The 24,209-nt window shown below is 61.4% G+C and carries 19 protein-coding genes and 5 tRNA genes; 14 read left to right on the plus strand and 10 right to left on the minus strand.

Features of this window, described 5'->3' with window-relative positions; translation table 11 throughout:
- The first annotated feature begins 624 nt into the window (after positions 1–624).
- On the plus strand, positions 625–2,196 hold the full coding sequence (locus C4K39_RS10230; protein WP_124346280.1) for a sensor domain-containing diguanylate cyclase: 1,572 nt from the start codon (positions 625–627) through the stop codon (positions 2,194–2,196).
- A gap of 3 nt (positions 2,197–2,199) precedes the next feature.
- Here the strand turns inward: C4K39_RS10230 and C4K39_RS10235 are convergent, their stop codons facing one another.
- Together C4K39_RS10235 and C4K39_RS10240 are read right to left on the minus strand one after the other, a co-directional pair.
- Positions 2,200–2,721: a GNAT family N-acetyltransferase gene (locus tag C4K39_RS10235; protein WP_068589240.1), complete on the minus strand. Its 522-nt coding sequence runs from the start codon at positions 2,719–2,721 to the stop codon at positions 2,200–2,202.
- A 28-nt stretch (positions 2,722–2,749) separates the two neighbouring features.
- Entirely contained in the window at positions 2,750–3,331 is a 582-nt protein-coding gene (locus tag C4K39_RS10240; protein WP_068589237.1) for a GNAT family N-acetyltransferase, read from the minus strand.
- Positions 3,332–3,561: 230 nt separating this feature from the next.
- Here C4K39_RS10240 and C4K39_RS10245 point away from each other — a divergent pair, with 230 nt between their 5' ends.
- Together C4K39_RS10245 and C4K39_RS10250 are read left to right on the plus strand one after the other, a co-directional pair.
- Positions 3,562–4,389: an arylamine N-acetyltransferase family protein gene (locus C4K39_RS10245; protein WP_068589254.1), complete on the plus strand. Its 828-nt coding sequence runs from the start codon at positions 3,562–3,564 to the stop codon at positions 4,387–4,389.
- A 310-nt stretch (positions 4,390–4,699) separates the two neighbouring features.
- The gene (locus C4K39_RS10250; protein WP_068589234.1) at positions 4,700–6,235 is read left to right on the plus strand and encodes a nucleobase:cation symporter-2 family protein; all 1,536 of its coding nucleotides are present in this window, start codon (positions 4,700–4,702) and stop codon (positions 6,233–6,235) included.
- Positions 6,236–6,295: 60 nt separating this feature from the next.
- Here C4K39_RS10250 and C4K39_RS10255 read toward each other — a convergent pair whose 3' ends face one another.
- Both C4K39_RS10255 and C4K39_RS10260 read right to left on the minus strand, forming a co-directional pair.
- Positions 6,296–6,874: an SH3 domain-containing protein gene (locus C4K39_RS10255; RefSeq protein ID WP_124346281.1), complete on the minus strand. Its 579-nt coding sequence runs from the start codon at positions 6,872–6,874 to the stop codon at positions 6,296–6,298.
- A 96-nt stretch (positions 6,875–6,970) separates the two neighbouring features.
- Positions 6,971–8,125: an MFS transporter gene (locus C4K39_RS10260; RefSeq protein WP_124346282.1), complete on the minus strand. Its 1,155-nt coding sequence runs from the start codon at positions 8,123–8,125 to the stop codon at positions 6,971–6,973.
- Between C4K39_RS10260 and C4K39_RS10265 the strand changes: the two genes are divergently transcribed.
- Complete coding sequence (locus C4K39_RS10265) at positions 8,124–8,306, plus strand: hypothetical protein (protein ID WP_124346283.1); 183 nt, start codon at positions 8,124–8,126, stop codon at positions 8,304–8,306. The two genes, C4K39_RS10260 and C4K39_RS10265, sit on opposite strands and share 2 nt — an antisense overlap.
- Positions 8,307–8,715: 409 nt before the next feature.
- On the opposite strand, the gene C4K39_RS10270 is transcribed toward C4K39_RS10265, so the two are convergent.
- The 3 genes from C4K39_RS10270 to C4K39_RS10280 form a co-directional block, all read right to left on the minus strand.
- Positions 8,716–8,791, minus strand: a tRNA-Asn gene (locus C4K39_RS10270).
- An 86-nt stretch (positions 8,792–8,877) separates the two neighbouring features.
- Positions 8,878–9,075 (minus strand): hypothetical protein, encoded by a 198-nt coding sequence (locus tag C4K39_RS10275; protein ID WP_068576808.1) that lies wholly within the window; start codon positions 9,073–9,075, stop codon positions 8,878–8,880.
- A gap of 128 nt (positions 9,076–9,203) precedes the next feature.
- Positions 9,204–10,400 carry an amino acid aminotransferase gene (locus tag C4K39_RS10280; protein WP_068576806.1) on the minus strand — a complete coding sequence of 399 codons (1,197 nt, stop codon included), beginning with the start codon at positions 10,398–10,400 and terminating at the stop codon, positions 9,204–9,206.
- A 336-nt stretch (positions 10,401–10,736) separates the two neighbouring features.
- Between C4K39_RS10280 and uvrB the strand changes: the two genes are divergently transcribed.
- Entirely contained in the window at positions 10,737–12,752 is a 2,016-nt protein-coding gene (gene uvrB, locus C4K39_RS10285) for an excinuclease ABC subunit UvrB (RefSeq protein ID WP_068576804.1), read from the plus strand.
- 39 nt (positions 12,753–12,791) lie between these two features.
- On the opposite strand, the gene C4K39_RS10290 is transcribed toward uvrB, so the two are convergent.
- Entirely contained in the window at positions 12,792–14,342 is a 1,551-nt protein-coding gene (locus tag C4K39_RS10290; protein WP_124346284.1) for an MDR family MFS transporter, read from the minus strand.
- Positions 14,332–15,378 (minus strand): HlyD family secretion protein, encoded by a 1,047-nt coding sequence (locus tag C4K39_RS10295; protein WP_124346285.1) that lies wholly within the window; start codon positions 15,376–15,378, stop codon positions 14,332–14,334. The genes C4K39_RS10290 and C4K39_RS10295 overlap by 11 nt, the downstream gene beginning before the upstream one ends.
- Positions 15,379–15,606: 228 nt before the next feature.
- On the opposite strand from C4K39_RS10295, the gene gltX reads away from it, so the two are divergent.
- The 9 genes from gltX (at position 15,607) to C4K39_RS10340 (ending at position 20,799) form a co-directional block, all read left to right on the plus strand.
- Positions 15,607–17,088 carry a glutamate--tRNA ligase gene (gltX, locus tag C4K39_RS10300; RefSeq protein ID WP_068576798.1) on the plus strand — a complete coding sequence of 494 codons (1,482 nt, stop codon included), beginning with the start codon at positions 15,607–15,609 and terminating at the stop codon, positions 17,086–17,088.
- 277 nt (positions 17,089–17,365) lie between these two features.
- Positions 17,366–17,441, plus strand: a tRNA-Ala gene (locus C4K39_RS10305).
- A 79-nt stretch (positions 17,442–17,520) separates the two neighbouring features.
- Positions 17,521–17,596: transfer RNA gene (locus C4K39_RS10310), tRNA-Glu, on the plus strand.
- 53 nt (positions 17,597–17,649) lie between these two features.
- Positions 17,650–17,725, plus strand: a tRNA-Ala gene (locus C4K39_RS10315).
- Between the two features lie 77 nt (positions 17,726–17,802).
- Positions 17,803–17,878: transfer RNA gene (locus C4K39_RS10320), tRNA-Glu, on the plus strand.
- A 174-nt stretch (positions 17,879–18,052) separates the two neighbouring features.
- Positions 18,053–18,592 (plus strand): TetR/AcrR family transcriptional regulator, encoded by a 540-nt coding sequence (locus tag C4K39_RS10325; protein ID WP_068586232.1) that lies wholly within the window; start codon positions 18,053–18,055, stop codon positions 18,590–18,592.
- Between the two features lie 127 nt (positions 18,593–18,719).
- On the plus strand, positions 18,720–19,154 hold the full coding sequence (locus C4K39_RS10330; protein ID WP_124346286.1) for an acyl-CoA thioesterase: 435 nt from the start codon (positions 18,720–18,722) through the stop codon (positions 19,152–19,154).
- A gap of 124 nt (positions 19,155–19,278) precedes the next feature.
- The gene (locus C4K39_RS10335) at positions 19,279–20,238 is read left to right on the plus strand and encodes a tRNA dihydrouridine synthase (RefSeq protein WP_124346287.1); all 960 of its coding nucleotides are present in this window, start codon (positions 19,279–19,281) and stop codon (positions 20,236–20,238) included.
- A gap of 114 nt (positions 20,239–20,352) precedes the next feature.
- Positions 20,353–20,799, plus strand: coding sequence for an Hsp20 family protein (locus C4K39_RS10340; RefSeq protein ID WP_068586242.1), 447 nt, complete (start codon positions 20,353–20,355; stop codon positions 20,797–20,799).
- Between the two features lie 51 nt (positions 20,800–20,850).
- Here the strand turns inward: C4K39_RS10340 and C4K39_RS10345 are convergent, their stop codons facing one another.
- On the minus strand, positions 20,851–24,129 hold the full coding sequence (locus tag C4K39_RS10345; protein ID WP_068586245.1) for an EAL domain-containing protein: 3,279 nt from the start codon (positions 24,127–24,129) through the stop codon (positions 20,851–20,853).
- Positions 24,130–24,209 lie beyond the last annotated feature (80 nt).

Consider the following 24,209-nt stretch of genomic DNA (forward strand, 5'->3'; position numbering starts at 1 on the left):
TCCTGACTGTTTTTCTCGATACGCCAGCCTGTGCGTAGCATCGTTCGAGCGGCTGGCGTAGGTTGCGCTGCCCACGCTCCGGTCCGGAGCCAGATCCTCGTGCGGGCTTCGTCGTTGGCGGCGGTAGCCAGCAACTGGCTCGGCTCGGCAGAGGGCGCTGCACAAGTCCGGAATGTCATGCCGGGCATTGTCGCAAATCAGGCCGAGTGGGTGTGGCGCGCATCTTTGAAGGGTGCCAGGGGGAAACGCCTGTAGCGATCACCTGAAAAGTTTTTGTGAATACCCGGTGGGCAGCATGCAGCAATCCTGGAAAAGCCTTTTGCAAGGTGCTCTGTACTACCTGAAAATTGGCTCGGAGCCACTGTTGCGGTTTCCATGGTTCGCACCGGCCTGATCATTGTTGAGAGAAATTCTCAGGTCATGGACGAATACTCTGCCGCACCGGCGATCTATGCTTCAGGCATTGCCTCGTGCAGCCGATAACGGCCCATGGACCTGCTTGCCAGAATAGTGGGCCCAATAAGCATGGAGCTGATGCTGCGCCAGACGCTGGCGGATGAGCCGGCGAAAAACAACAAGGGATTTGCGTTGCAAATCACGCCTTTTCCCGTCAGGACGACCCTTTTGCCCGTTCCCATTTACGATGCACATCATGCCCCCGGCGGCACCCTGAAGCGCCTGCCTTTGCTCAAGGCGGCAGTGGCCTTCATCGCCATGGTCTTTCTCTGCCTGTGCGGCTTGCTGTATCTGCAGCTCGAACAGTCCTGGCGGCATGACTTGGCCCAGGCCGAGGTCAACTCCATCAACCTCACCCAGGCCATGGCCCAGCAGGCCGAGGACACCTTCATGGAGGCCGACCTGGTACTGATGAGCCTTTCCGAGTGGATCGAAACCCTGGGCGAGGGGCCAGAGCAGAGATTGCGCCTGCAGAAAATCTTCGCGCGGCGCGTATTGGCCCTGAACCAGCTCAGCGGGGTCTTTCTCTACGACAAGCAGGGGCAGTGGATGGTCAGCTCCTTCAACGACTCGCCCCATGGCGAGGAGGTAGCGGATCGCGATTACTTTCGCTTCCACCAGCAGAATGCCTCGTTGCAGGTGCACATCAGCCCGGCGATTCGCAGCCGTGCCAATGGCGAGTGGATCATTCCGATTTCCCGGCGGATCAACGACCAGAATGGGGATTTCCAGGGGGTACTGATGGCCGGCATCAAGCTGGCGTATTTCGACCAGTACTTCAAAAGCTTCAATATCGACGATCAGGGGACAATGTTCCTGGCCCTGTCCGACGGTACGCTCCTGGCGCGGCGGCCATTCGAGGAGCGCCAGGTCGGGGCGTCGTTGGCCCGTGGTGAGATCTTCAGCAAGTACCTGCCTGAGGCCACTGCCGGCAATGCCATGATCACCTCGATCGTGGACGGCATACCGCGCCTGTATGGCTACCGCCAGTTGCAGGCTTATCCGCTGGTGGTGGCTGCGGCCAACTCCAAGGATGCGATTCTCAAGGGTTGGTACTCCTCGGCCTACCAGTCCAGCGCCATCGTGGCCCTGGTGTTGCTGGGCGTCGGCTTGTTCGGCTGGGTGTTCGTGCACCAGGTACGCAATAACGAGCGGATCGAGGCTGACCTGCGCGAGGCGCAGGAGGCGCTGGAGGTGATCGCCACCCATGACAGCCTGACCGGCCTGGCCAACCGGCGGCTGTTCGAGCGCTCCTTGGCGATCGAGTTCAGTCGCGGTGCCCGGCAAGGCAGCCCGCTGGGGCTGATCATGGCCGACATCGACTTCTTCAAGAGCTACAACGATACCTATGGCCATGTCGCGGGCGACCATTGCCTGAGTCAGGTGGCCCAGGCCCTGCAGCAGTGTTGCCAGCGCAAGGCCGACCTGGCGGTGCGCTATGGCGGTGAGGAGTTCGCACTGCTGTTGCCCGATACCGATATCCATGGCGTGCTGGCCATGGCTGAGCAGGTGCGCCAGAGCGTCATGGCACGCAACATCACCCACTCCGGTTCTCCGGTCGGCTGCGTGACGGTCAGTCTGGGCTGCTACTCCTTCGTGCCCAGTGGCCGCGACAGCATCGAAGTGTTCATCGAGCGAGCGGACGCAGCCCTGTACCAGGCCAAGGCCACGGGGCGCAATCGGGTGGCGGCGTTAGCGATGGAAACGCTGCCGGAGCAGTTGCAGCGTTCTGATCGTTGAGTGCTACCAGGTCTTGCAGAACACCTGATTGCCATAGCGGTTGCCGCCGAATTCATAGTGGGTGGTGCCGACGGCGTCGTATCCCTGGGCCAGGTAGAAGGCAAGCGCCGGATGATTGCCATCCCAGGCGGTGAGCCACAGGCAACTGGCCTGGCGCGCTTGTGCCAGGCTCTCGGCCCTATCTAGCAAGGCTTGGCCAATTCCCTGGCGATGAGCATGGCGCTGCACATACAGGCGTACCAGTTCCATGCCCTGAGAGAGTTGTGCCAGCGGCGGCCGGATGTTGTCGCCGAGCTCGGCAAATCCCAGCAGGTGTCCCGCGCGCTCGGCCAGTAGCAAGACCTTGCGCGGATCTGCCAGGCGCTGGCGAAATTGCTGCGGTGCATAGGTGCTCAAGGCTTCCTCGGCCAGGTCTGCGCGCATGCCGTCGGTGGCGTAGGTATCGAGGAAGACCTGGGTGGCCAGGCCGCTGATGCACAGGGCGTCCTCGACTTGTGCGTGACGAAAGACAACGGGGGTGGACATGACTGCATCCTTGTCGGCAAAGACTTGCTCAATGGGAGGTGTGTTCGAGCAGCTGCTCCAGGTGCCGGCGCACCTCGGGCCACTCGTCGTCGATGATGCTGAAGCGCACGGAATTGCGTTTGCGGCCATCGGGCATGATGCGCTCATGGCGCACTATGCCTTCTTGCTGTGCGCCCAGGCGCAGGATCGCGGCGCGAGATTTGTGGTTGATTTCATCCGTGGTGAACTGCACTCGCACGCAAGCCATCTTCTCGAAGGCATGGCACAGCATCAGGTACTTGGCCTCGGTATTGACGAAGCTGCGTTGCCAGCGACTGGCAATCCAGGTGCTGCCAATCTCCAGTTTTCGATTGTGTTGATCGATCTTCCAGAAGCGTGTGCAGCCGATGACCTCGCCGGTGGATCGCAAACACGTGACGAAGGGCTGCACGGTGCCGTTGGCGCGGCCATCGAGGGCGGCGGCCAGGTAGCGGTCGATGGTGTCCGGGGAGGGCACCACGGTGAAGGGCAGGTTCCATAGCTCGCCATCCCGGGCGGCAGCGACCAGGGCATCGGCATCGCTGGCTTGTAGGGGGCGCAGAACGATGCGGGGGCCTTCCAGCGGGTACATGGCACGGCTTCTCCAGAGCGAGGCGAGGGGGGCATTACAGGATCGTCGCTGCCTCTTGGCAAGAGCCAATCGAGTGCCAATTCAATAAAAAATATCAGGCGAATCGATTGTCGCGGCTCGTGCTTTCTGGCTTATACATCAGCCGGGTATGCCAGGGCCTGGCGTTGCTCGAATGGATCGGTATGCGGATTGCCGGGGCCCGGCGCGACACTCATTTCAAGGACTTGTACATGAGCCAGCCGAACCAGATGAATTTCGATCTCTACCTGCATCGCCTCGGGTATGACAGCCCGCCGCCGCCAACCCTGGAGACATTGCGGGAGCTGCAGCTGCGTCATGTCTGCCGGTTCACCTTCGAGAGTCTTTCGACGTTGCTGCAGGTGGCGGTGCCTATCGACCTGGCATCGGTGGAACGCAAGATCCTTCACCAGGGGCGCGGAGGCTACTGTTACGAGCTCAACCAGGTCTTCCTGGTGCTGCTGCAGTACCTGGGCTATGAGGTCCGGGGCATCACCGGCCGGGTGGTGATGGGAGGGCCGGAGGATGAGCTCACCGCCCGTAGCCATCGCTTGACGCTGCTGCACCTGGACGGCCAGCGCTATATCGTCGATGTCGGTTTCGGCGGCATGGTGCCCACCGCGCCGCTGTTGCTGGACACCGAGCAGGAACAGGCAACGCCCCATGAGCCTTATCGCATCACCGAGCGTGAGGGCAGCTATACCCTGCGAGCCAAGGTCGCGGACGAATGGCGAGCGATGTATGTGTTCGACCTGCAGGTGCAGGGGGACGTGGACTACGAAATGGGCAACTGGTACGTCTCGACCCATCCGGACTCGCCGTTTCTCGGCCAGTTGAAGGTGGCGCGAATCGGAGCGGGTGTGCGCCATACGCTGAACAACGCCAGCTATGCGATCCATCGGATGGGGCAACCCAGCGAGCGGCGGCAGATCTCCGACGTCGGGGAGTTCATGCGACTACTGCAGGACGAGTTCGCCTTGCGCTTGCCGGATCATCCCGACCTGCAGCGTACGCTCCAGCAATTGCTCGAGGCCGGATGATCGCAAGGCTGCTTGGGACCTTTTCTTGCAAGGGCCGACTCGTTCATCGAGTCGGCCTTTTTTTATGATGTTTTTTTAAGCTCCGAAGTGTCGCTGCCGTGGTGGGCGGGGCCATGGAGTACAGGACTTGGCAGAGGCTCTGGAACGGCTTTTTCGCCTGAGCATCCAGATAGCGCGGGCGGCTCCGAGTTGGCAGGGATGCACCAAAGTGGCCCGGGACTTGGCAGATAAACTGTATACAATCATATGGACAGTTGTCTTTGATGTTGCATACAGTGTGTCCATAACAAAAACAGGAAGCCCTCACACCATGACTACGCCCCAGGTTTCACCGCAGCGGCCCGAAGACGAAAATTTGGGTGTTGGCGCAAACATGGCCTATGGCCTGCAGCATGTTCTGACCATGTATGGCGGTATCGTCGCTGTGCCTCTGATTGTCGGCCAGGCAGCCGGCCTGTCCTCGGCAGAGATCGGTTTGCTGGTCGCGGCCTCGCTGTTTGCCGGAGGGCTGGCCACTCTGTTGCAGACTCTTGGCGTACCGTTCTTCGGTTGCCGGCTGCCGCTGGTACAGGGCGTGTCCTTCGCGGGTGTGTCGACCATGGTGGCGATCGTCACCAGTGGTGGTGAAGGCGGTTTTCAATCGGTGCTGGGGGCGGTGATCGCCGCGTCGTTGATCGGCTTGTTGATCACCCCGGTGTTTTCCCGTATCACCAAATTCTTCCCGCCCTTGGTCACTGGCATTGTGATCACCACGATCGGCCTGACGCTGATGCCCGTGGCGGCGCGCTGGGCCATGGGCGGCAACAGCCGGTCGCCGGATTTCGGCAGCATGTCGAACATCGGCCTGGCCGCCGTCACCCTGGTGCTGGTGCTGATGTTGAGCAAGATCGGCAGTGCGGCGATTTCCCGGCTGTCGATCCTGCTCGCCATGATCATCGGTACCGTGATCGCCGTATTCCTGGGCATGGCCGATTTCTCTGGTGTCGCCCAGGGGCCGATGTTCGGCCTGCCCACGCCGTTCCACTTCGGCATGCCGACTTTCCATGTCGCGGCGATCCTGTCGATGTGCATCGTGGTCATGGTGACCTTGGTGGAGACTTCCGCGGACATCCTGGCAGTGGGGGAGATCATCCATACCAAGGTCGACTCCAAGCGCCTGGGTAATGGCCTACGGGCCGATATGCTATCGAGCATGATCGCGCCGATCTTCGGTTCCTTTACCCAAAGCGCCTTTGCCCAGAACGTCGGGTTGGTGGCGGTTACCGGAATCAAGAGCCGCTTCGTGGTCGCCACCGGCGGATTGTTCCTGGTGATCCTTGGCCTGTTGCCATTCATGGGGCGTGTAATCGCCGCAGTACCGACCTCCGTGCTCGGTGGGGCCGGGATCGTATTGTTCGGCACCGTGGCGGCCAGCGGTATCCGCACCTTGTCCAAGGTCGACTATCGCAACAACATGAACCTGATCATCGTTGCCACTTCCATCGGTTTCGGCATGATCCCGATTGCCGCACCCAGCTTCTACGATCATTTCCCCAGTTGGTTCGCGACGATCTTCCATTCCGGTATCAGTTCCTCGGCGATCATGGCGATCCTGCTGAACCTGGCCTTCAACCATTTCACCACCGGCAACTCCGACCAGCAGTCGGTGTTCGTCGCCGGTACCGAGCGCAGCCTGCGTTTCCAGGACATCGCGGTACTGCGTGAGGGAGACTATTTCAGTGGTGGCAAGCTGCACGATGCCGAGGGCAATGAGGTGCCCTTGGTGGCTGATGGCTTGGTGGGCGATGTGCAGGCAGAGGGCGCGACGCCCAGCCATGCGAGGAGCAGCGTAGAGGCGACTCACTGACGTGAGTGGCTGTCGTAAGCAACCGGCGCCTTGGGGCGCCGGTTTTGCATCAGGGCCTGGTTATTCCAGGTTTTCCAGCGGGGCCAGTGCCTGGATGACCTCGGCGTCGTTTTTGTACTGCTCGCGCAAGCTGGCGAGTTGGCGATCCAGGCCGATGCAGGTCTTGGTGGCTTTTTCCAGCTCCGCGCGGCGCTCGGCGTCGTAGGGCTCCTCTCCGGCGAAGTGCAAGCATTCTTCATGGCGCTGCAGAAAGGTCGTGACCTCGGCTGGCAGCTGAGCGCGCCCATAGTGACCGGCGAATTGCAGGCGCTGCTCCTCGACCCAGCCGGTGTAGTCTTCACCACCCTTGGCGATGTACATGACCTGGGCCCAGCCGTTGTCAGTGGAGGCGTACACCGTCAGGCCATCGCCAGGGATCACGAAGAGTTTCTTGTCCACGCAGGCGGGGTTCGGAGCGCTGTGAAAGTGCAGGCGGCCCGTGCCGGTAACCTTGGCCTCCAGGGGAGGGCGGTAGTCGCCAGCTTCCTGGGAGGCGCTTTCGCCCAGGGCGGCGCAATCTATCGCTGGGTTGGCCAGGGCGGGTAGCGGCAATAGCAAGAGCATGCCGCACAGGGGCAAGAGGCGCAGGGGTCGGTCCATCGCAAGGTGTCCATGAAGGCGGGTTGAAGGGCGCGATGGTAATGACAAAGACGCGGCCTGTGAATGATCGGCGGCCGCGTCTTGCGCTTCGGCGCGTTACTGTGCGGCTTTGAACTGTCCCTGGCGCACCAGGGACAGGGCGAATACCACCACGATGGCGGCGGCGGCCGACAGGGTCAGTGGCAGGCCATAGCTACCACTGCTCATGGCTGCGCCACTGAGCAGTGGTCCCAGCAGGCTGCCAATGCCCCAGAGCAGGCCGGCACTGGCGTTGGCGGTGACCAGGTCCGGGCCGCTGAAGGATTCCCCGATCAGCACGATCGCCAGGGTATAGATGCCGCCGGCCACCGCACCCAGGATCACCAGGCTCGGCCATAGCAGGCCTGGGGTTTGCATCAGCATCGGCAGGCCAAGACCGATCAGCAGCGAGATGATGCCGCAGCCCAGGTAGATGCCCGGACGTCCGAGCTTGTCCGAGAGCCAGCCCAGGGGAAACTGGAATGCCGTGTCGCCCAATAGAATGATGGTCACCATCAGTGCTGCAAGCTTGATGCTGTAGCCGTGGCCGGCGGCGTAGACCGGAAACAGCGACAGCACCATGCTGTCGAAGAAGGCGAAGAACAGGATGCCCACGCATAGCGCCGGGGCAATCCGAATGAAGCCCAGCACGGAGAATGTCCGGCTCTCGGCATGGGGGCTCGGCGCATCCTCCTGGGGCAGGATCAGCCAGACCACGGCAATCGCTACGGCGTAGCCGATGCTGACGATGGCCAGCACGGCCGGTCCCTCGGTGCCCAGTAGGGAGACCAGGCCCGGGCCCAGCAACTGAAAGAAGGTGAAGCAGGTGGTATAGACCGCGACCAGTCGCCCGCGGGTGGCATCTTCGGCCATTTCATTGACCCAGGTTTCGCCGAGAATGATGATCAGCCCGGCGCCCAGGCCCATGCTGATGCGGGCCAGGCCCAGGCTATAGAGGCCGGTACCAGGCACCTCCAGGGCTGCGACGCTCAGGGCGCAGAGGCTGAAGCACAGCAGATAGATCTGGCGACGGGTGAAGCGTTGGCACAGCGTATTGACCAGGAACGCCGACAGCATCATGCCGGCTGCCGGCAGGGCTGACATGAGGCCTATCTGGTTGTTGGACGCACCGGCCTGGTAAAGGCGCAGGGCGAGGATCGGCACCGTGGAGCCAATGCTCAGGCCAACGATGGAGATGCCCAGGATCAGGGCGGCTAACAAAGCTTTGTTCATGGCTCAGGACCTGCACCTGAAGATTCAGGCGCCAAAAATAAGAGAGACCGGCTGCGTCATGGCGCGGGCCGGCGTGCAGGCAATTGCTGGGTGGTTAGCTCGATCGCTGGCGGTGGCTACCGGCCGGCAGATTCAGGGTCGGCTGGCGGCCGGGACGCTGGTTGTCCTGACCCTGCGCTAGCGCGCGCGAGCCGGTTTGCAGCTAGGAGTCGCAGCCAGTCGCGATCAGCGGCTGTGCTGGGGAGGGGAAAACGTGAAGGCGAACAGCACGCTGCGGCGTCGACGATTGATCGCGCAGTCATGCTGGGCAACGACCACTTTGGCCGAAGAGGATATCGAGGGAGAGCTGCACGGTGACTGTGCTGACAGGAACATCATCGTCTTACTGACCGGAAAAAGAGGCGCACAGCCTACGCCAGGCTTTTGCGGCAAAGCAACCCGTCGAACGCAGGCGTGGGTTTTGGGCAAGAGCCCGTATCCGCACACCCAGCTTGGTGCACGGATTGGACAACAGATAAGGAGATAGCTTGAGCTGGTTTGCTAAAAAGAGCAGGGCGCCCTTTATGGTGTTTAGCAAACAGTCTGGAAGATGGCTCCACGACCTGGACTCGAACCAGGGACCCAGTGATTAACAGTCACTTGCTCTACCAACTGAGCTATCGCGGAATGCGCCGTATCTTACTGATTCAAAAAGGGAAGTCAAGGGCGGCGGGTGAAAAGAATAATTTTTTACGCGGCGCGCCTTATGTGCCTCAGCCGCCGAAGGTGAGGCTGCCCAGCATCAGTTTGGTCATCAGCGATGTGGCTGCCAGTTGCACCAGCCATAGCGCCAGGCCACCGAGGAACACCCCCAGGGCTATCTGCAGGACCAGGTTCTTCTGCCGTTTTTGTGAATGGGACGGATAGCGTTCCGGTTCGTCGCGCTCGGCTCGCAGGTCATCATCTTTCATTGGGATTCTCGCTAGGCGGGTATGGCTAGAGTCTAGAGCGTGCGGCGTTTTTCCGAACACATAGTTCGCATGCGCCCATGAAAAAGGGGAAGCACGATGGCTTCCCCTTTTTTGCTTGTCCAGGATGATCAGATCACCTGGAGGATGGCCTTGGTCACGACATCGATGTTGCTTTGGTTCAGCGCTGCGACGCAGATGCGGCCGGTATCCAGGGCGTAGATACCGAACTCGCTGCGCAGGCGACCCACTTGTTCGGCGGTCAGGCCGGAGTAGGAGAACATGCCACGCTGGCGGCCAACGAAGCTGAAGTCGCGATGTGGTGCGCCCTTGGCCAGCAGGTCGACCATCTGGGTGCGCATGCCGCGAATCCGCAGGCGCATTTCTGCCAGTTCCTGCTCCCATTGGGCGCGCAGTTCCGGGTTGTTGAGCACCGCGGCGACGATGGTGGCGCCATGGGTCGGTGGGTTGGAGTAGTTGGTGCGGATCACGCGCTTGACCTGGGACAGCACGCGGGCGCTTTCTTCCTTCGAGCTGCTGATGATGGACAGTGCGCCGACACGCTCGCCGTACAGCGAGAACGATTTGGAGAAGGAGCTGGACACGAAGAAGGTCAGGCCCGACTCGGCGAACAGGCGCACGGCGGCGGCGTCTTCATCGATACCGTCACCGAAGCCCTGGTAGGCCATGTCCAGGAACGGCACGAGGTTCTTGGCCTTGACCACTTCCAGGACGTTCTTCCAGTCCGCAGGGCTCAGGTCGACGCCGGTCGGGTTGTGGCAGCAGGCGTGCAGGATCACGATCGACTGCTCTGGCAGGGCGTTGAGATCCTCCAGCAGGCCGGCGCGGTTCACGTCATGGGTGGCGGCATCGTAGTAGCGGTAGTTGCGTACCGGGAAGCCGGCGGTCTCGAACAGCGCGCGATGGTTCTCCCAGCTCGGGTCGCTGATGGCGACTACGGCGTTGGGCAGCAGTTGCTTGAGGAAGTCGGCACCGATCTTCAGGGCGCCAGTGCCGCCGACGGCCTGGGTGGTGACCACACGGCCGGCCGCCAGGAGGGGCGAGTCGGCACCGAACAGCAGCTTCTGTACCGCCTGGTCGTAGGCGGCGATGCCGTCGATCGGCAGGTAGCCACGGGAAGCGTGCTGGGCCGCGCGGATCGTCTCGGCTTCGACAACGGCGCGCAGGAGTGGAATGCGTCCCTCCTCATTGCAGTACACGCCCACCCCAAGGTTGACCTTGTCGGTACGGGTGTCGGCGTTGAATGCTTCGTTGAGGCCCAGGATTGGATCGCGTGGTGCCATTTCGACAGCGGAGAACAGGCTCATTTTACGGCGGCTCTGAATGGAGTGTGGAGGGACGTGTCGCGCTCCAGCCGAATGCACTAGAGCGGTGCACAAACGGGGAGCTAGTATAGAGGCCATCATCGCGGCGGGCGACAGGCTATTCGCCTTTTGCGACAAGTTTTTCGGGTTATTTTCTGACCGTTAGTCTTATTGCAACATTCGGCGTGTTAGCGGGTGTAGGACCTTTACCTTGAAAGCTGTGGGATTTGACTCCACATTCTGAATATTCCCGTTTTCTTTCCCCGGCGACCTGGGTCGTACGTGGTCTTTCCCATTGCTGTCCGGTCGTGCCGCGCAGGATGATTCCAGAGGTAGGTTATGTCTGAGTTCCAGCTCGTTACCCGTTTCCAACCTGCCGGCGACCAGCCGGAGGCCATCCGCCTGATGGTCGAAGGCATCGAGGCCGGCCTGGCGCACCAGACCCTGCTCGGTGTGACCGGTTCGGGCAAGACCTTCAGCATTGCCAACGTCATCCAGCAAGTGCAGCGCCCGACCCTGGTACTGGCGCCGAACAAGACCCTGGCCGCGCAGTTGTATGGCGAGTTCAAGGCGTTCTTCCCGAATAACGCAGTGGAATATTTCGTTTCCTACTACGACTACTACCAGCCCGAAGCCTACGTGCCGTCCTCCGATACCTTCATCGAGAAGGACGCCTCGATCAACGACCATATCGAGCAGATGCGCTTGTCCGCGACCAAGGCCCTGCTGGAGCGCAAGGACGCGATCATCGTCACCACGGTGTCCTGCATCTACGGCTTGGGCAGCCCTGAGACCTACCTGAAGATGGTCTTGCACGTCGATCGCGGTGACAAGCTTGACCAGCGGGCCTTGTTGCGACGCCTGGCGGACCTGCAATACACCCGCAACGACATGGATTTCGCCCGGGCCACTTTCCGGGTGCGTGGCGATGTGATCGATATCTACCCGGCGGAATCCGATCTGGAGGCGATCCGCATCGAGCTGTTCGATGACGAAGTGGAAAGCATCAGTGCCTTCGACCCGCTGACCGGCGAGGTCATCCGCAAGCTGCCGCGCTTCACCTTCTATCCCAAGAGCCACTACGTGACCCCGCGGGAAACCCTGCTGGAGGCCATCGACGGGATCAAGGAAGAGCTGCAGGAACGCCTGGAGTACCTGCGCTCCAACAACAAGCTGGTGGAAGCCCAGCGCCTGGAGCAGCGCACCCGTTTTGACCTGGAGATGATCCTGGAGCTGGGTTATTGCAACGGTATCGAGAACTACTCGCGCTATCTGTCTGGGCGTCCCGCCGGTGCGCCGCCGCCAACCCTGTATGACTACCTGCCAGCCGATGCCTTGCTGGTGATCGATGAATCCCATGTGAGCGTGCCCCAGGTCGGCGCCATGTATAAAGGTGACCGTTCGCGCAAGGAAACCCTGGTGGAGTATGGCTTCCGCTTGCCGTCGGCCCTGGATAACCGACCGATGCGTTTCGACGAGTGGGAGGGCATCAGCCCGCAGACCATCTTCGTCTCGGCCACTCCTGGCAACTATGAGGCGGAACATGCCGGCCGGGTGGTGGAGCAGGTGGTGCGTCCCACGGGTCTGGTCGACCCCCAGGTGGAAGTGCGTCCGGCGCTGACCCAGGTGGATGACTTGCTGTCGGAAATCACCAAGCGCGTAGCCCTTCAGGAGCGTGTCCTGGTGACCACCTTGACCAAGCGCATGGCCGAGGACCTTACCGATTACCTGGCCGATCACGGCGTCCGCGTGCGCTACCTGCACTCGGATATCGATACCGTGGAGCGTGTGGAGATCATTCGCGACTTGCGCCTGGGGACCTTCGACGTGCTGGTGGGGATCAACCTGCTGCGCGAAGGCCTGGACATGCCGGAAGTGTCCCTGGTGGCGATTCTCGATGCCGACAAGGAAGGCTTCCTGCGTTCCGAGCGTTCGCTGATCCAGACCATCGGTCGCGCCGCGCGTAACCTCAACGGCAAGGCGATCCTCTACGCCGACAACATCACCGGCTCCATGCAGCGTGCTATCGGTGAGACCGAGCGTCGTCGTGACAAGCAGCTGGCTTTCAACCTGGCTAACGGCATTACGCCAAAGGGCGTGGTCAAGGACATCACCGACATCATGGAAGGCGCCAGTGTGCCGGGCTCGCGCAGCAAGAAGCGCAAGGGCATGGCCAAGGCTGCCGAGGAGAACGCGCGCTACGAAAACGAACTGCGCTCACCGAGCGAGATCACCAAGCGCATCCGCCAGCTCGAAGAGAAAATGTATCAACTGGCCCGCGACCTCGAGTTCGAGGCGGCGGCGCAAACACGCGACGAAATCAGCAAGTTGCGCGAGCGGTTGCTCAACGTCTGATGGCCGCGTCCAGCCTGCTGCGCTTGTTGCAGGCTGTATTCAGTGAGCTTCACCGGCCTTGGCTCCCTGGGGCAGGGCCTTGGTCAGGAGGATGGCCAGCATGCTGATGCCCAGGGCGATGCCGACAAAATGGAATGCATCGTTGTAAGCCATGATCAGCGCTTGTTGATGGGTGATTTCGCTCAGCTTGCCCAGGGCCGCGGTATCGTTGCCGAGCTTCTCCGTGAGGTTGGCCAGGCGTTCCGCGACTTGTGGGTTGCCTGGCACAACGGCTTCGCGCAGATAGTCGAAGTAAGTCTTGGTCCTGGCATCCAGCAGGGTTGCCAGCAAGGCGATGCCGATCGCACCGCCCAGGTTGCGCAGTATGTTGAACAGGCTGGAGGCCGAGCCGGCATCCTGTGGCTGTATGTAGACCGTGGCGATCAGCGAGATGGTCACCATGATCAATGGCTGGCCCAGGGCGCGGATGATCTGGATCTGGTTGAACTGCGGGCCAGCGAAATCCGGGTTGAGTACGCCTGATGAGAAGCTTGCCAGGCCGAACAGGCCAAAACCCAGGGCGCACAGCCATTTGGGCGAGACATAGCGCATCAGCTTGGGAACCAGCGGGATCAGGAACAGCTGCGGAACGCCCATCCACATGATCACCTCGCCGATCTGCAGGGCGTTGTAGTTCTGGATCTGCGCCAGGTACAGCGGCAGCAGGTAGATCGAGCCGTAAAGGCCGACCCCCATGCCCAGGCTGGAGATGCTCGACAGGCCGAAGTTGCGATTGCCCAGAATTCCCAGGTTGATCAGTGGATTGGGCTTGGACAGTTGGACAATGACGAACGCGCTCAGGCTGATCAAGGCGATGCTGCCCAGGGTGACGATCAGGCTCGATTCCAGCCAGTCCTTGCGATGGCCTTCCTCGAGGAACACCTGCAGGCATCCCAGTCCCAGCCCCAGGGTGAGGATGCCGGTGTAGTCGGTGCTCTTGAGCAGCTCCCAATGGGCAGGTTTCTTCTCCAGGCCGTACAGCAGGCCGGCAATCATCAGCAGCCCCGGGGGGACGTTGATATAGAAGATGTATTCCCAGCCCCAGTTCTCTGTCAGCCAGCCACCGAGGGTCGGGCCAATGGAGGGGGCGAAGGTGGCGGTCATGGCGAACATGGCCATGCCCTTGGCCCGGTGGTGCTCGGGGAGCTTGATCAGGGTCAGGGTGAATGCCAGGGGAATCAGTGCGCCGCCGGTGAAGCCCTGCAGGGCGCGGAACACGATCATGCTTTCCAGGCTCCAGGCCATGGAGCAGAGCAGGGAGGCGATAAGGAATCCCACCGACACCCAGACCGCCAGCCGGCGTGCCGAGAGCAACTGCACCAGCCAGGCGGTGAGAGGAATCATGATGATTTCCGCCACCAGGTAGGAGGTGGAGATCCATGAGCCTTCCTCCAGGGTCGCGGAGAGGGCGCCCTGGATGTCCTTGAGCGAAGAGTTGGTGATCTGGATGTCCAGGACCGCCATGAAGGCACCGAGCATGGCGCTCATGACCGCGATCCAGTCGCGCCGGCTGGGCTCTCCGACCGGGCGCAGTAAAGCGTCACCGGCCATCGGCTGGGTCTTTGATGTTCACTTTGACGGTCACGGACATGCCCGGGCGGATCTTGCCTTGCAGCGGGTTGTCGCTGGCGAAGGTCAATTTCACCGGGATGCGTTGTACCACCTTGGTGAAGTTGCCGGTGGCGTTGTCCGGTGGCAGCAGGCTGAACTGCGCGCCCGAAGCGGCGAACAAACTCTCGACCCGGGCTTGGATCGGGGTGTCGCCATAGGCATCGAAGGTCAGCTCGGCTGGCTGTCCCGGGCGCATGTGGCCGATCTGGGTTTCCTTGAAGTTGGCCTGGACCCAGATGTCCTGGTCCGGAACGATCGACAGCAGGTAGGCGCCGGCCTGAACCACTTGGCCATTGCGGGCGGCGCGCTGGCCGATGATGCCGCTGATGGGGGCATGGATCTCGCTGCGGCTCAGGTTCAACTGCGCTTGGGCCAGGTCGGCCCGGGCGTTGGCGATCAGGGCGTCCAAGCGCTTGATATCGGCACTCAGGGCGCTGACTTGCTGGCGTTGGCCCTGCAGGTCGGCCTGGGCCCTGGCGACCTGGGAGCGGGCAATATGGTTGTCGGCGGAGAGCGTGGTGACCCGCTCTTCAGATACGTAGCCAGGCTTGCGCAGGGTCTGGGCCCGGGACAGGTCGATTTGCGAACGGCCCAGGGTGGCCTGGCTCGATGCAACCTGGGCCTCGCTGGCGGCGATAAGGCTGCCTTGTTGGGTCAGCTTGCTCTGGGCCTGCAGGCGTTCGGCCTCGCGGGTAGCCAGGGCGGCCAGGGCACGATCAACGGCCAGTTGGAAGTCGGCGCGCTCCAGGCGTGCCAGCAGTTGACCCTGTTCCACATGCTGGTTGTCTTGCACCAGTACTTCATCGATGCGTGCACTGAGCTGGCTGGAGACCCGGGTTATTTCGCCTTGGACATAAGCATTGTCGGTCACTTCGTAAAAACGTCCGTGGAACCACCAATGACCGAGGAAACCCAGGGCTACCAGCAGGATCACGAACAGGAAGATGAACAGGCGACGCTTGAGTTGGGCAGGCATGGGCGGGACGCAATCAAATGTAAGTAAATTTTTCTAAGAATGAATCTGGCATATAGCCGGCAGGTGGTAAATGCCGCTTGCAGATTATTGGCGGTTTCTGGCGGTCGCAGTGGCCTGTAGTCGCAACCTTGGCTTAAATGCCCTCCTTACTGGAGCCCGGCTGGTGTCGCCTGTTACCATTCGCCCCCTGTTTGTTCCTCGCTTTTTCTATTCTTTTCGAGACATGCCATGACCACCGTCCGTACGCGCATCGCGCCATCGCCTACCGGGGATCCCCACGTAGGTACTGCTTATATCGCTTTGTTCAACTACTGCTTCGCCAAGCAGCATGGCGGTGAGTTCATCCTGCGTATCGAAGACACCGACCAGTTGCGCTCGACCCGCGAGTCCGAGCAGCAGATCTTCGATGCCTTGCGCTGGCTGGGTATCAACTGGAGCGAAGGCCCGGATGTTGGCGGCCCTCACGGCCCGTATCGCCAGAGCGAGCGCGGTGAGATCTATCAGAAGTACGCCCAGCAACTGGTGGACCTGGGTCACGCCTTCCCGTGCTTCTGCACCGCTGAAGAGCTGGACCAGATGCGCGCCGAGCAAATGGCGCGCGGCGAGACCCCGCGCTATGACGGCCGTGCCTTGTTGCTGTCCAAGGAAGAAGTGGCCCGGCGCCTGGCTGCCGGCGAACCCCACGTGATCCGCATGAAGGTGCCCACCGAAGGCGTCTGCGTGGTGCCCGACATGCTGCGTGGCGATGTCGAGATCCCGTGGGATCGCATGGACATGCAGGTGCTGATGAAGACCGATGGCTTGCCGACCTACTTCCTGGCCAACGTGGTGGATGACCACCTGATGGGCATCACCCACGTGCTGCGTGGTGAGGAATGGCTGCCGTCGGCACCGAAGCTGATCCTGCTGTACGAGTATTTTGGTTGGGAGCAGCCGCAGTTGTGCTACATGCCACTGCTGCGCAACCCGGACAAGAGCAAACTGTCCAAGCGCAAGAACCCGACTTCGGTGACGTTCTACGAGCGCATGGGCTTCATGCCCGAGGCGATGCTCAACTACCTGGGGCGCATGGGCTGGTCGATGCCGGACGAGCGCGAGAAGTTCTCGCTGCAGGAAATGGTCGATAACTTCGACTTGTCGCGGGTGTCCCTGGGCGGCCCGATCTTCGATATCGAGAAATTGTCCTGGCTCAACGGCCAGTGGCTGCGTGACTTGCCGGTGCAGGAGTTCGCCGCGCGGGTGCAGAAGTGGGCGTTCAACAGCGACTACATGATGAAGATCGCTCCCCATGTGCAGGGGCGGGTAGAAACCTTCAGCCAGATCGCGCCGTTGGGTGGCTTCTTTTTTGCCGGTGGGGTCGCGCCGGATGCCAAGCTGTTCGAGTCCAAGAAACTGTCCGGTGACCAGGTGCGTCAACTGATGCAACTGATCCTGTGGAAGCTCGAAAGCCTGCGCCAGTGGGAGAAGGACACGATCACCGCGACCATTCAGGCTGTGGTGGAGTCCCTGGAGTTGAAGCTGCGCGATGCCATGCCACTGATGTTCGCCGCCATCACGGGTCAGGCCAGTTCGGTGTCGGTGCTCGATGCCATGGAAATCCTCGGTCCGGACCTGACTCGTTACCGTTTGCGCCAGGCCATCGACCTGCTGGGCGGTGTGTCGAAGAAAGAAAACAAGGAATGGGAGAAGCTGCTGGGCGCCATCGCCTGAGCTTCTGCTTGAGGTGACGACCGGTGGGAGTGGCGATCTTTTCGGCTACGCTTGAGTCTTGAGTGGTGGGTCGATCGGTCGCCTTGGCCTGGGTTCTTTCCGGCCTGCATCGGCTCTTTTGTCGGAGCCGATTCGGGCCGGGAAGGGCGCAAAAGCCCGGTTTTTCTGGGCAGGGCGGTAAGTGATTGTTATCCCGGCAAATTTTTTGTCAAAAAGCTGAAAAAAAATTGACAGCCTTGAGAACGCCCCTTAAGATTCGCCCCGTCCTCACCGACGAGGGGCTATAGCTCAGCTGGGAGAGCGCTTGCATGGCATGCAAGAGGTCGACGGTTCGATCCCGTCTAGCTCCACCAAATTTACAGTTCAAGGTTTGGCCACACCGACCTTGAATCGACCGGTACTCAGCACTGGTCAGTTGTTAGAAGGGTTTGCGTCCCCTTCGTCTAGTGGCCTAGGACACCGCCCTTTCACGGCGGTAACAGGGGTTCGAGTCCCCTAGGGGACGCCAGTATCACACAAGCGATGTTGCAAGATGTCGCTGCGCCGCGAGGCGAAAAATCCGGGGCTATAGCTCAGCTGGGAGAGCGCTTGCATGGCATGCAAGAGGTCGACGGTTCGATCCCGTCTAGCTCCACCAATTTGCAGTTCAAGGTTTGGCCACACCGACCTTGAGCCGATCAGTACTCAGCACTGATCAATTGTCAGAAGGTTTGTGTCCCCTTCGTCTAGTGGCCTAGGACACCGCCCTTTCACGGCGGTAACAGGGGTTCGAGTCCCCTAGGGGACGCCAGGTTTGCCCGCTATGCGGGATTTAAAGGGTCATTCGATTATTGAATGACCCTTTTGTTTTTCTGGCGTCCAGCCAATTCTTTCCCCAGCCCGTAACTCTGACCGATGGTCATGCTAGTGACTTGCGGAGAATTATTATGTGAATAATATTTCTCCGCAGTATTGGGAGGCAACGATGAACGATAAAAAAGCTCAGACCCGTGAACGCATTCTCCAGGCTGCCAGCTCGGCACTGATTCGACGTGGCCCGGCCGAGCCCAGTGTGGGTGAGGTAATGGGGGCTGCCGGGCTGACGGTGGGTGGTTTCTATGCGCATTTCGAGAGCAAGGATGCGCTGATGCTCGAGGCATTCAGCCAGTTGCTCGCCTATCGGCGCGGCTTGCTCGAGGAAATGGACGCCGGCCTTTCTGGCGAGGAGCGGCGAGCCCTGGCTGCGGCATTCTACCTGTCACGCAAGCATCGCGACTCCAGTGAGTTGGCCTGCCCGATTCCGGCGTCGATCGGAGAGCTTGGGCGCTTGCCCGAGGGCTTTCGGCAGGCCTTGAGTGAGCATATGGAGCTGATGGTCGCGCAATTGGCCGACTGCCCGGAAGATACCGACAAGGCCCTGGCCGATCTGGCATTGATGGTGGGTGGCCTGTCCCTGGCCCGCGCCCTGGGGCCTGGCGAATTGTCCGACCGCTTGTTGCGAGCAGCCAAATCCGCAGTGCTATGACTTCGTCTGCGCTGCGGGGAGGGCGTTTCACCCTGTGGCTCGGTTATGAGGTGATATTTATGGGTGCGCCAATGCACCTGGGCATCCGGTACACTGCCCCGGTCAAAAAACTCACCGGGAGTTGAGCATGAGTTGGGATCTGGCAACGCCATTCATCATCGATTTGCAGGTGGCGGCCGAGGATATCGATGGCTTGGGGCATGCCAATAATGCGGTCTATGTCACCTGGCTGGAGCGTTGCGCCTGGCGCCATTCCCAGCGCCTGGGGCTGGACCTGGCCGAATATCGCCGGCTGGACCGGGCCATGGCTGTGGTGCGGCATGAAATCGATTACCTGGCGGCGGCCTATGAGGGCGATGAGCTGCAATTGGCCACCTGGATCGTCGATTGGGACCAGCGCCTGAAGATGACCCGGCGCTTCCAGCTGGTTCGTCCGAGTGACGGCAGCACCTTGTTGCGGGCCCAGACCACCTTCGTCTGCATTGAGCTATCCAGCGGCAAGCCCAAGCGCATGCCTGTCGAGTTTCTCGATGGCTACGGACCGGCATTGCAATCGTCTTGAGCGCTTTCCTATAGGCCTGCCTTGGTTGGTCACTGCGATGGGGCGCTACGGCAAAGTACTGCTCGCGGGTGAAACCCAGTAAACTGGCGCCCGTTTTTTCGCCTGTTTTCGTCGAGTGTGTTTCATGCAAATTGCCCTGGCGCCCATGGAGGGGTTGGTCGACAACATCCTGCGGGATGTACTGACTCGTGTTGGCGGGATCGACTGGTGTGTCACCGAGTTCATCCGTGTCAACGACCGTCTGCTGACGCCTGCCTATTTCCACAAGCTCGCTCCCGAGTTGTTGCAGGGCGCACAGACTGCGGCTGGTGTGCCGCTGCGCGTGCAGCTGCTGGGCTCCGACCCGGTCTGCCTGGCCGAGAACGCAGCCTTGGCCTGTGAGCTGGGGAGTGAGGTCATCGATCTGAACTTCGGCTGCCCAGCCAAGACCGTCAACAAGTCGCGGGGTGGGGCGGTGCTGCTCAAGGAGCCCGAACTGCTGAACCAGATCGTCGAGCATGTACGGCGTGCGGTGCCGGCGCATATCCCGGTCACGGCGAAAATGCGCTTGGGGTTCGATAGCCCGGATGGCGCACTGGTATGCGCTACCGCGCTGGCCGAAGGCGGCGCCGAGCATATCGTGGTGCATGCGCGGACCAAGGTCGATGGTTACAAGCCGCCGGCCCACTGGGAGTGGATCCCTCGGGTGCAGGAAGTGGTCAAGGTGCCGGTGTTCGCCAATGGCGATATCTGGAGTGTCGAGGACTGGCGGCGCTGCCGGGAAATCAGCGGGGTCGAGGACATCATGCTGGGGCGCGGGCTGGTCTCGCGTCCGGACCTGGCCCGGCAGATCGCTGCAGCGCGAGCTGGTGAAGAGGTGGTGGAGATGTCCTGGGCCGAGTTACTGCCATTGATCCATGACTTCTGGGCCCAGGTGGTGGAGCAGTTGACGCCGCGTTCGGCCCCGGGGCGGCTCAAGCAATGGCTGGCGATGTTGACCCGCAACTACCCCGAGGCGGTCGAGTTGTTCACCGCGTTGCGCCGGGAAACCGAGCTGGAGCAGGTTGGCAGGCTGCTGGGCGTGCCATGCAGCGTGGCAGCCTGACGAAATTTGCGTGGCCGCTCTTGAAATGCCTTGGGTGGTCCATATCTCTTGGGTACGCGATGCCGAATTCGGGTCGCGGAGACAATCACTCGCTGAATATCAGGAGATTTACCCATGAGTACTGCATTTTCCCTGGCACCCCTGTTTCGCTCCTCGGTCGGTTTTGACCGTTTCAATGACCTGTTCGAATCGGCATTGCGCAACGAGCCGGGTAGCAGCTATCCACCCTACAACGTCGAAAAGCACGGCGACGACCAGTATCGCATCGTCATTGCGGCCGCCGGCTTCCAGGAGCAGGACCTGGAGTTGCAAGTGGAGAAAGGCGTGTTGACCGTGAGCGGCGGCAAGCGTGACGCCAACGAGAGTGTCACCTACCTGCACCAGGGCATCGCCCAGCGCGCGTTCAAGCTGTCCTTCCGTCTTGCCGACCACATCGAAGTCAAGGCAGCGGCCTTGAACAACGGCCTGCTGAACATCGATCTGCTGCGGGTCGTGCCGGAAGAGGCCAAGCCCAAGCGCATTCCGATCAATGGTGCGCAGCAACCGGCTTTGCAGCACTAAGCAAGGCATTGCAAGAAAAGGGCGCCCAGGTGGCGCCCTTTTTCGTGCCGGTCATTTGAGCAGCTTCTTGAACTCCTCCAGGGGCAATGGCCGACTGTGCAGGTAGCCCTGGTAGAAATGGCAGTCCAGCCCCTGCAGGAAATCCAGTTGCTGCTGGGTCTCTACGCCTTCGGCGATCACTTTCAGCTCCAGGCTGCGAGCCATGGCGACAATGGCCCGGATGATTTCCGCATCGTTGGGGTCGTGGGTGGCGTCGCGAACGAAGGATTGATCGATTTTCAGCGTATCCACCGGCAGGCGCTTGAGGTAGGTCAGGGAGGAATATCCCGTGCCGAAATCGTCCATCGCGAAACTGACACCCAGCTTCTTCAGGCGACGCATCTTGCTGATGGTGTCCTCCAGGTTCTGGATCACGATGCCTTCGGTGATTTCCAGTTTCAGCAGTGACGAGGGCAGGGCATAGGCCGCCAGACTGTGCTCGATTCTCTCCACGAAGTCGTTCTGGCGGAACTGTCGCGGGCTGATGTTCACGCACAGGCTGAACTGGTATGGATTCACCAGGCCCTGCTCGATCAACTGGCTGAAGGCCAGGCAGGATTCGTCGAGGATCCAGGTTCCTACCTCAAGGATCAGGCCGCTATCTTCCAGTACCTTGATGAACTCCGTTGGCGATTGTGCGCCGAGCTCCGGGTGCTGCCAGCGCACTAACGCTTCGGCCCCGATGATGCGGTTGTCGCGGGCATTGACCTGGGGTTGGAAATGCACGCTGAATTCGCCGCGGGACAGTGCCAGGCGCAGGTCGGTCTCCATGCGCAGGCGCTCGCTGGCGGCCTTTTGCATGGTGTTGTGGTACATCTGCGTGGTGTTGCGTCCTGAATCCTTGGCGCGATAAAGAGCGATGTCCGCTCGCTTGAGCAGGTCGGTGGGGGTCGAGCCGTGGTCGGGGATCAAGGCCACGCCGATGCTGGGGGTGACCTGCAGGCGCTGGCCATCGAGGAACATCGGCTCGGAGAGCAGCTCGCGCAAGGTGCCGGCCAGTTGCCGGACTTGTTCGCTGACCTCGTTGCGCGAGCCTTCCAGGCCGCTGAGCAGGACCACGAATTCATCGCCGCCCAGGCGCGCCACGGTGTCTTCCATGCGTACGCTGGCCTCCAGGCGTGCCGTGATGATCTTCAGTACCGTATCGCCCACCGGATGCCCGAGGGAGTCGTTGATGTGCTTGAAGTGGTCCAGGTCGAGAAACAGCAAGGCGCCTCGCAGGTTATGGCGCTTGAGCAGGGCGATCTGTTGGCTCAGGCGGTCCATCAGCAGGGCGCGGTTGGGCAGGTTGGTCAAGGGGTCGTGGTAGGCCAGGTGGCGGATCTGGGCCTGGGCATTCTTCAGCAGGCTGACATCCCGCGCGGTCAGTAGCAGGCAGGGGATTTCATTGAGCGTGATCGGCTCCACCGAGACTTCCAGGGTGAGGATTTCCCCGCGTTTGTTGCGCCCGAGCATTTCCAGGTGATGCACCCGGCCCTTGAGCTTGAGCTCACTCATCAGCGCGGATAGCTGGAGTTCTTCGGCCCAGATGCCGATCTCGTGCATGGAGTGGCCGAGTACCTCGTCGGTACGGTAGCCCGTCAGCCGGCAGAAACCGTCATTGACCTCCAGGTAGCGGCCGGTGTCGTGTTCCGTGATGGTGATAGCGTCGGGGCTGGAGTGGAAAGCCTTGGCGAACCTCTCCTCGCTGGCCTTGAGGGCCGCCTCCGAGCGTTGCTGCTGGGTAATGTCGCGCAAGGTGGTGACGATGCAGGGCTGCTTGTCGACGATGATCTGGCGACTGGAAATGATACAGGTCAGCGGTTGGCCGTCCTTGTGATTGACCACCACCGCCACGTTGTTCAATGCCTGTTCGCGGATCACCTGTTCGATACGCCGCAGGCGTGGGGCCGAGTCTTCCCAGAGGCCGATCTGCTCGGCGCTGCGGTCGCGCACTTCATCCAGGGTCCAGCCAAAGGTCTGGGTGAAGCTGGAGTTGATCTCGATGAACTGGCCGGTTTCCAGCAGGGTCACGCAAATCGGATCCGGGCTCACCTGGAACAGGCTGGCGAACTTCTCCTCGGAGGTGATCAGGCGTTGTTCGCGCTCCACTTGCTCGGTGATGTCCAGCAGGGTGCCGGCCATGCGCAACGGATTGCCTTGTTCATCACGATACAGGCGGGCGCGGCTTTCCAGGTAGCGAGAGCTGCCGTCGGCCAGTTGCACGCGATAGGTCAGTTGGTAGTTGCCCGCCGGACCCTCGCGCAGGCTGCGATAGGCGTCACGCATGGAGTTGCGCTCTTCGGTGGGCACGCCCTCGAAGAAGGCATCGAAGGACTCGTGGAAAGGGGCGGGCTCCAGGCCGTGCAGTTGTGCCGCCCTGGCCGAGCCGTAGAGCATGCCGCTGGGGATGTGCCAGTCCCAGGTGCCCAGCTGTGCCGAGTCCAGGGCCAGGTCCAGGCGCTCCTGGCTGTCCTTGAGCGCCTGCTCGGCTCGCTTGCGCTCGCTGGTATCGAGAAAGGTGCTGAGCAGGAAGGCCTTGCCCTCCAGTTCGACCTTCTGTGCGCTGAGAATGCCGTCATGGATCTGGCCGTTGCTGGAGCGCAGCTGCACTTCCAGGCTGGCGGCCTGGCCCTTGTGTTGCACAGCCTTGATCAGCTGGGCGCGTTGTTCGGGATTGACCCATAGGCCGATTTCCAGGGTGGTGCGCCCGATCACGTGTTCGGCAGGCCAGCCGAATTGGCTCTCGAAGTACTGGTTGGCTTCGCTGATCAGGCCGTCTTCCAGGCGGGTCAGCAGCACCATGTTGGGGCACAGATGAAACAAGGTGGCGAAGCGCTTTTCCGAGCTGCTGAGGGCTTCTTCGCGCTGGCGCTGGTGGGTGATTTCGCGGATGACCCCGATCATCCTGGGCTTGCCGTGCTTGTCGGGCAGCACGCTGCCGTTGATCTCCAGCCAGTGCAGGCTGCCATCAGGCCAGCGAATACGGTGGTGCATGGCATGCTCGAGGGGAGCCCCGGCCAGTACCGAGTGGAAGGCGCGCACTGTCCTGGCGCGGTCTTCGATGGGTAGCAGGTCGAGGTATTCGAGGTTTTCCGGCAGGGGTTGGCGTGGATCGAAGCCAAAGAGTGCCTGGGTGCCCCGGGACCAGCTGATTTGCCCGCTTTCGATATCCCAATACCAAGCGCCCAGGCGCGCGCCGTTCAAGGCGGCGAGCAGCTGCGGTGCGCTTTCCCAGCTCTGTTCCGACTCCCTGGGGTCGACGGCGTGGATGCGCGGCATGGGCGGAATGCGGTCAGCGGGTTTGGGCATGGTGATCAGGCCTTGTGCTGAGTAGTTCGTTTGGCGCGAGGGCTCATGGCGGGAGGCGACAGGGCACGGGCAAAACCCGG

The organism is Pseudomonas sessilinigenes (assembly GCF_003850565.1).
GTDB classification, from domain to species: domain Bacteria; phylum Pseudomonadota; class Gammaproteobacteria; order Pseudomonadales; family Pseudomonadaceae; genus Aquipseudomonas; species Aquipseudomonas sessilinigenes.